Consider the following 8,600-nt stretch of genomic DNA (forward strand, 5'->3'; position numbering starts at 1 on the left):
GACGCACCCACCGGCGGCCACACACCCACATCCACCGAACCCACCACCACACCACCACGCAACACACCCACCGCATGCCGCACCCACAGCGCGTCGGTGTTCGTCTCCTCCGGCCTGGAGTGCAGTGTCACCGGGCGGCGGCCGGAGCCGTCCCCCGCGCCGACCACGATCTGGAGCTGGACCGCTCCGCGCTCGGGCAGTACCAGCGGCGTTTCGAGGGTCAGTTCCTCCAGGTGGTCACAGCCCACCTCGCTCCCGGCCCGAATCGCCAGCTCCACAAAAGCAGTACCCGGCAACAGCACCGAACCCAGAACCATATGATCCGCGAGCCAGGGATGGGTCTGGAGAGAGAGCCGGCCCGTCACCAGACATCCGTCCGCGTCGGCGAGGGCCACGGCCGCGCCGACCAGCGGATGGTCGACGGCCGCCAGTCCCAGTCCCGCCGTGTCTCCGGCCACCGCGCCCGTGGCCCGGGGCCAGTAGCGCCGGCGCTGGAAGGCGTACGTCGGCAGGTCCACGCGGCGCGGGCCGCTCCCCGCGAAGAACGCCTCCCAGTCCACCGGGACTCGCTCTGCGTGCAGCCGGGCGAGGGCCGTGATCAGGGCGTCCGGCTCGGGCCGGTCTTTGCGCAGGAGAGGGACGAGGACGGCGCCCGTGTCCTCCGTCAGGCATTCCTGTGCCAGAGCGGTCAGCACACCGTCCGGGCCCAGTTCGGCGAAGGTGGTGACGCCTCGCGCTTCGAGCGCCCGCACTCCGTCGAGGAAACGCACGGCCTCACGGACATGCCGCACCCAGAATTCGGGGTCGGTGATCTCCTCGGCCCGGACCAGGTCACCGGTCAGGTTGGAGACCAGGGGGATACGCGGGGATGCGTAGCTGAGCCGGTTCGCGACCTCACGGAACGCGTCGAGCATCGCGTCCATGTGCGGTGAGTGGAACGCGTGGCTCACCGTCAGCCGGCTGGTCTTGCGCCCCTCGGACTCAAAGTGCGCAGTGATCACCGCGACCGCGCCTTCGTCACCCGACATCACCACGGAAGTCGGGCCGTTGACGGCGGCGATACTCACGCGGTCACCGAGCAGGGGCAGTACCTCGTCCTCGGAAGCCCGCAGCGCCACCATGGCTCCGCCGGCCGGCAGTGCCTCCATCAGCCGGCCGCGTGCCGCTACCAGCGCACACGCGTCGGCAAGCGACAGCACACCCGCCGCGTGCGCGGCGGACAGCTCACCGATCGAATGGCCGGAGAGGAAGTCGGGCTCCAGGCCCCACGCTTCGGCGAGGCGGAAGAGCGCGACCTCGACGGCGAACAGCGCGGGCTGGGTGAATGCGGTGCGGTCCAGCGCGCCGCTCTCGCTCTCGTCACCGAACAGCACGCCCTTCAGGGGCCGTTCGAGGTGTCCGTCCAGCTCCTCGCACACCGCGTCCAGCGCGGCCGCGAACACCGGGAAGGTCTCGTACAGTTCGCGCCCCATGCCCGGCCGCTGGCTGCCCTGACCCGTGAAGAGGAAGGCCAGCTTGCCCGCGGGTCCGGCCTCGGTCCGGGTGCCCCGGACCAGACCGGCGGCGGTACCGTCGGCCGCCAGTGCGTCGAGCCCGCGCAGGAGATCTTCCCGCTCCCCGGCGGCCACGACCGCACGGTGGTCGAAGCGTGTCCGGCCCGTCGCCAGGGAGTGGGCGACGTCGACCGGGTCCCACTCCGGGCTCCGGGTGAGCTGGTCCTTGAGCTGTTCGGCCTGCTCACGCAGGGCCGCCGCGCTGCGCCCCGACAGCACCCAGGGCACCGGTGCCCTGGTCACGGTCGCTTCCGCCGCACCCGGAGTCTCAGTTTCCCGCATGCTCGGCGGCGCGGGGGTGTCGTTCGGTGCCTGTTCGATGATCGTGTGCGCGTTGGTGCCGCTGATACCGAAGGACGAGACGCCGGCCCGGCGTGGGCGGCCCGTCTCGGGCCATGCCATCTGCTCGGTCAGCAGCTCGACCGCGCCCATGGACCAGTCCACGTGCGGAGAGGGCTCGTCGGCGTGCAGGGTGCGCGGCAGTGCGCCGTGCCGCATCGCCATGACCATCTTGATGATGCCGGCCACACCTGCCGCCGCCTGCGTATGACCGAGGTTCGACTTGACGGACCCCAGCCACAGCGGCCGGCTCCCGTCGCGGTCCTGGCCGTACGTGGCGAGCAGCGCCTGTGCCTCGATGGGGTCACCCAGTGTCGTGCCCGTACCGTGTGCCTCCACCACGTCGACCTCGGCGGCCGAGAGACCCGCGCTCGCCAGCGCCTGCCGGATGACGCGCTGCTGGGAGGGGCCGTTCGGCGCCGTCAGTCCGTTGGACGCGCCGTCCTGGTTGATCGCGCTGCCCCGCACCAGGGCGAGCACGGGGTGCCCGTTGCGCCGCGCGTCCGAGAGGCGTTCCACCAGCAGCATGCCGGCGCCCTCCGACCAGCCCGTACCGTCGGCGTCCGCGGAGAATGCCTTGCACCGGCCGTCCGCCGCGAGTCCCCGCTGGCGGCTGAAGCCGACAAAGGTGCCGGGCGTCGCCATGACGGTCACACCGCCGGCCAGGGCGAGTTCGCACTCGCCGCTGCGCAGCGCCTGGATGGCCCAGTGCAGGGCGACCAGCGAGGACGAGCAGGCCGTGTCGACGGTGACGGCGGGGCCTTCGAGACCGAAGGTGTACGCGACCCGGCCCGAGGCGATGCTGCCGGTGCTGCCGGACCCGAGGGCGCCTTCGCCGCCGCCGTCCGGCAGCCGTTCCAGCAACGAGGCGTAGTCGTGATACATGACACCGGCGAAGACACCGGTACGGCTGCCGCGCAGGGTCGTGGGGTCGATGCCCGCGCGTTCGATCGCCTCCCAGGAAGTCTCCAGCAGCAGTCGCTGCTGCGGGTCCATGGCCGTGGCCTCACGCGGTGAGATCCCGAAGAAGGCCGGGTCGAACTCGGCGGCGTCGTGCAGGAATCCGCCTTCGCGGGTGTACGAGGTGCCCGGGTGGTCCGGGTCCGGGTGGTAGAGGCCGTCGAGGTCCCAGCCACGGTCGGACGGGAAGCCGGAAATGGCGTCGTCACCGGCGGCGAGAAGGCGCCACAGGTCCTCGGGGGTGCGTACGCCGCCGGGGAAGCGGCAGCCGAGGCCCACAATGGCGATGGGGTCGTTGCCGGTCGCGCCGGTGCCGGTACCGGACACCGGTACGGCCGTCGCTGCGTCCACGCCGCCGGCGAACTCGTCCCGCAGATGCCGGGCGAGAACGAGCGAGGTCGGATAGTCGAAGACCAGGGTGGCGGGCAGTCGCATACCGGTCGCCGCGCCCAGCCGGTTACGCAGTTCGACGGCGGTGAGTGAGTCGAAGCCCAGTTCGTTGAAGGCGCGTTCCGGGTCCACGGCGTCCGGGGAGCCATGTCCGAGGACAGCGGCGACCTGGCCGCGCACCAGCTCAAGCAGGACGCGTTCCTGGTCCGCTCCGCCGAGGCCCGCGAGCCGTGCGGCCAGTACGCCGGTGGTTCCGGCGGAGTCGGCCGCGCGTCGCACCGGGAAGCGGACCAGGCCGCGCAGGAGCGGCAGCACACCCGCGCCGGAGGCGGCCTGCGCGCGGATTGCGGCGAGGTCGAGACGTACCGGGACAAGGAGCGGCTCCGCCATGGCCGTGGCGGCGTCGAAGAGCGCGAGGCCCTCCTCCGCGGACAGGCCCTGTACGCCGGCGCGGCCCATGCGGTCCACATCGGCGGCGTCCAGGCTGTCCGCCATGCCGCCGTCGGCCCAGAGGCCCCAGGCCAGGGACGTCGCCACCAGACCACCCGCCCGACGATGCTCCGCCAGCGCATCCAGATACGCATTGGCAGCCGCGTAATTCGCCTGCCCAGCACCACCGAACACACCCGCCGCCGACGAGAACAACACAAACGCCGACAGACCCATCCCCAACGTCAACTCATGCAGATTCCACGCCCCCACCGCCTTCGGACGCAACACCCCTTCCAGCCGCTCCGGCGTCAACGAACCCACCACACCGTCATCCAGCACACCCGCCGTATGCACCACCGCCGTCAACGGAAACTCCTCCGGAATCCCCGCCAACACCCCCGCCAGACCCTCCCGATCCGCCACATCACACGCCACCCACTCCACCACAGCACCCAGACCAGCCAACTCCCCCGCCAACTCAGAAGCCCCCTCCGCCGCCCCACCACGACGACTCACCAACACCAAACGCCGCACACCGTGCACCGCCACCACATGCCGCGCCACCAAACCACCCAACACACCCGACGCACCCGTCACCAACACCGTCCCACCAGCACCAAAAGCCGGCACCTCCGACGACGACCCCACACCCGCCCGCACCAGACGCGGCACCAAAACCCGACCACCCCGAATCGCCACCTCCGGCTCATCCGAAGCCACAGCCGCCGCCAGGGCTGCCGACGACTCACCGGCATCATCCACATCGACCAGCAGGAACCGGCCCGGATTCTCCGACTGCGCCGACCGCACCAAACCACGAACCGCCGCATGACCCAGATCAGCCACCCCCTCACCCGCATCAACCGCCACCGCGCCCCGCGTCACCACCACCAACCGCGAACCAGCCAACACATCCTCAGCCAGCCACGCCCGCACCAAACCCAACACACCCGCCGTCTCCTCCACCACCACACCACCATCACCCACCCCCACAGGAGCAAGCCACACCACCACCTCATCCGGCACCACACCACCCGACTCCACCGCCGCAACCAACCCCGCAACATCCCCATACGCGGTGAACCGGGGGTCCCCGGAGGCGAGCGGAAGAGGCGCTGAGCCGAGGACGGCCCAGGCACCCGGAGCGACGGGGGCCACGGCGGAGTCGGTGGCGAGGGCGGTCCAGTCGACGCGGAACAGCGCGTCGCGGGGGCCACCGGGGCGTGCGGCGCCGCTGATCTGCTCGGCGGAGACGGCGCGCAGCGCCAGTTCGTCCACGGACAGGACGGGGCTGCCGGTGGTGTCGGTGACCGTCAGCGACACCGCGCCGCCCGGTCCCGCGGCCCTGGTCAGCCGGATCCGCAGGGCGGAGGCACCGACCGCGTGCAGGGACACACCGGTCCAGGAGAAGGGAAGCCGGGGGCCCTCCGTGTCACCCGGCGCGGCGAAGCCCCTGCCGATGGTGTGCAGGGCCGCGTCGAGCAGGGCGGGGTGGAGTCCGAAGCCGTTCGCTTCCTCGCGGGTCGCCTCGGGGAGCGCGACCTCGGCGAAGAGCTCGTCACCGCGCCGCCAGGCGGCCCGTACGCCCTGGAAAACCGGGCCGTACGCGAGGCCGGCAGCGGCCAGATCCTCGTACAGTCCGTCGAGCGGCAGAGCGTCAGCGCCCGGCGGAGGCCACGCCCTCAGGTCGTCCCGCGCGAGGGTGCCCGAGCCCGCGGCCAGCACGCCGCCCGCGTGGCGGATCCATGGGGCGTCCGGTGCGGCTGCCTCGTCCCGCCCGTAGACCGCGAGGGAACGCCGGCCGGTGTCGTCAAACGCTCCGACGGCGATCTGGAGCTGGACACCGCCGCCGTCCGGCAGCACCAGGGGTGCTTCGAGGGTGAGTTCCTCCAGGTGGTCGCAGCCGACCTGGTCCCCCGCTCGGATCGCCAGCTCCACAAAAGCCGTGCCCGGCAACAGCACAGAACCCATCACCGCGTGATCCGCCAGCCACGGATGCGTCTCCAGCGACAACCGCCCCGTATACAGAAAACCATCGGAATCCGCCAACGCCACAGCGGCACCCAGCAACGGATGATCCGCAGCGCCCAGCCCCGCCGCGGTGACATCGCCGTAGGGACGGCCCGCGTCGAGCCAGAAGGTCTCGCGCTGGAAGGCATAGGTGGGCAGGTCCACCTGGACCGCCCGGGTACCGGCGAAAACGGCGTGCCAGTCGGGAGTCATACCGCGTACCTGGGCCCCGGCGACGGCGGCGGCGAGGCTCTCGGTCTCGGGGCGGTCGGGGCGCAGCAGCGGCACGAATGCCGCGTCGCTGTCGGGAAGGCAGTCCTGTGCCATGGCGGTGAGTACGCCGGCCGGGCCGAGTTCGACGTACGTGGTGACGTGACGGCTCTCCAGTGTCAGGACACCTTCGTGGAAGCGGACGGCTTCGCGGACATGACGCACCCAGAACTCGGGGTCGGTGATCTCGTCGGCGGTGGCGACGGCGCCGGTGAGGTTGGAGACGACCGGGATCTTCGGCGCGTGGTAGGTGAGTCCCGCCGCGACCTGGCGGAACGCGTCGAGCATGCCGTCCATGTGCGGTGAGTGGAACGCGTGACTGACCGTGAGCCGCTTGGTCTTGCGGCCCTCGGCCCCGAGGTGCTCGGCGATCGCGAGAACCGCGTCCTCGTCGCCCGAAATCACCACCGAGGCAGGCCCGTTGACCGCTGCGACAGCCGCTCGGTCGGTCAGCAGCGGCCGTATCTCGGCCTCGGTGGCCTGGACCGCCACCATCGCTCCGCCCGAGGGCAGTGCCTCCATCAACCGGGCGCGCGCCGCCACCAGTGTGCAGGCGTCGGCCAGCGACAGCACCCCGGCGACATGCGCGGCCGCGATCTCACCGATGGAGTGCCCGGACACAAAGTCCGGCTCCAGCCCCCATGTGTTGAGCAGGCGGTAGAGCGCGACCTCGATCGCGAACAGTGCGGGCTGGGTGAACCCCGTACGGTCGAGAAGTGTGGCGTCGTCCCCGAACAGCACGTCTTTCAGGGGCCGTTCGAGCTTGTCGTCCAGCTCGGCGCAGACCGCGTCGAGGGCCTCGGCGAACACCGGGTATGCCGCGTACAGCTCGCGGCCCATGCCGTGGCGCTGGCTGCCCTGGCCCGTGAACAGGAACGCGCGTTTGCCGCCGGCCGCCCGGCCCTGGACGAGCTGGACCTGTGCCGGCGCCGGTTCGTCCCGAGCCAGCGCGGACAGGCCGCTGATCAGGCTCTCGCGGTCCCCGGACACCAGGGCCGCGCGGTGTTCGAAGGCGGCGCGGCCCACGGCGAGCGAGTAGCCGACGGCGGTGGTGTCCAGCTCCGGCGCGGCCGTCACACGGGTGTGCAGGTGCGCCGCCTGCGCGCGCAGCGCGGCCGGGGTCCTGCCCGACAGGATCCACAGCGGCGGCGCGGCGGTGTCCGCCGTTTCGTTCCCGGCGGAGCCGCGCCCGGTTGTCGCGGCGTCGGCGGGCTGTCCCGCGTCCCCCGTTCCGGGGAGCGGTTCGCCGGCCGGTGCCTGCTCCAGGATGGTGTGCGCGTTGGTGCCGCTGATGCCGAAGGAGGAGACGGCGGCGCGGCGCGGCCGGCCGGTGTCCGGCCAGTCCCGGGCCTCGGTCAGCAGGCGGACGGCGCCGGCGCTCCAGTCGACGTTCGGAGTCGGCTCGTCCACGTGGAGGGTGCGCGGCAGCACACCGTGGCGCATCGCCATGACCATCTTGATGACGCCGGCCACACCGGCTGCGGCCTGGGTGTGGCCCATGTTCGACTTGACGGAGCCGAGCCACAGGGGCTCCTGCTCCTCGGGGCGGTCCTTGCCGTAGGTGGCGAGCAGCGCCTGGGCCTCGATGGGGTCGCCGAGGGTGGTGCCCGTGCCGTGCGCCTCGACCACGTCGATCTGGCCGGGCGAGAGCCGGGCGCCGGCCAGGGCCTGGCGGATGACTCGCTGCTGCGAGGGGCCGTTGGGTGCGGTCAGACCGCTGCTGGCGCCGTCCTGGTTGACGGCGGAGCCCCGCACGAGGGCCAGTACGCGATGGCCGTTCCGCTGCGCGTCGGAGAGCCGCTCCAGCAGGAGCATGCCCGCGCCCTCGCCCCAGCCGGTGCCGTCGGCGGCGGCAGCGAACGACTTGCAGCGGCCGTCGACGGCGAGTCCGCGCTGCCTGCTGAACTCGGTGAAGGTGCCGGGAGTGGACATGACGGTGACACCGCCCGCGAGGGCCAGGGTGCACTCGCCCTGCCGCAGTGCCTGCGCCGCGAGGTGCAGCGCCACCAGCGACGACGAACACGCCGTGTCGACGGTGACCGCAGGTCCCTCGAAGCCGAAGGTGTACGAGATGCGGCCGGAGGCGATACTGCCGGAGCTGCCGTTGCCGAGGAACGCCTCGACGCCGTCGGGAACGGAGTACAGGCGTGAGGCGTAGTCGTGGTACATCACGCCGGCGAAGACACCGGTCCTGCTGCCCCGCAGGGTCGTCGCGTCGATGCCGGCGCGCTCGAACGCCTCCCAGGAGATCTCCAGCAGCAGCCGCTGCTGGGGGTCCATCGCCAGCGCCTCACGCGGTGAGATCTTGAAGAACGCCGGGTCGAAGTCGGCCGCGTCGTGCAGGAATCCGCCTTCGCGGACGTATGCCTCGTGGCCGCTCTCGGGGTCGGGATCGAAGAGGACGTCGGTGTCCCAGCCGCGGTCGTCGGGATAGCCGGAGACGGCGTCGCCGCCCCGGGCCACCAGCTCCCACAGCTCCTCCGGGCTGCCCGCCCCGCCGGGATAGCGGCAGCTCATCGCCACAATGGCGATGGGCTCCTGTTCCCGCTCCTCCATCTCGCGCAGCCGCCGACGTGCCTCGCGCAGATCGGTCGTCGCCCGCTTGAGGTAATCGAGGTACTTCTCCTCGTTCACCATTTACGCCAT

General features: G+C 71.7%; 1 protein-coding gene. It reads right to left on the minus strand.

The window, feature by feature from the left end:
• Positions 1 to 8,591: type I polyketide synthase (locus ABZ707_RS32565; protein WP_360182263.1), on the minus strand; the 8,591-nt coding region annotated here is incomplete at its 3' end.
• Positions 8,592 to 8,600 lie beyond the last annotated feature (9 nt).

Origin of the sequence: Streptomyces sp. NPDC006923 (genome assembly GCF_040635655.1) — a bacterium.
Classification (GTDB): domain Bacteria; phylum Actinomycetota; class Actinomycetes; order Streptomycetales; family Streptomycetaceae; genus Streptomyces.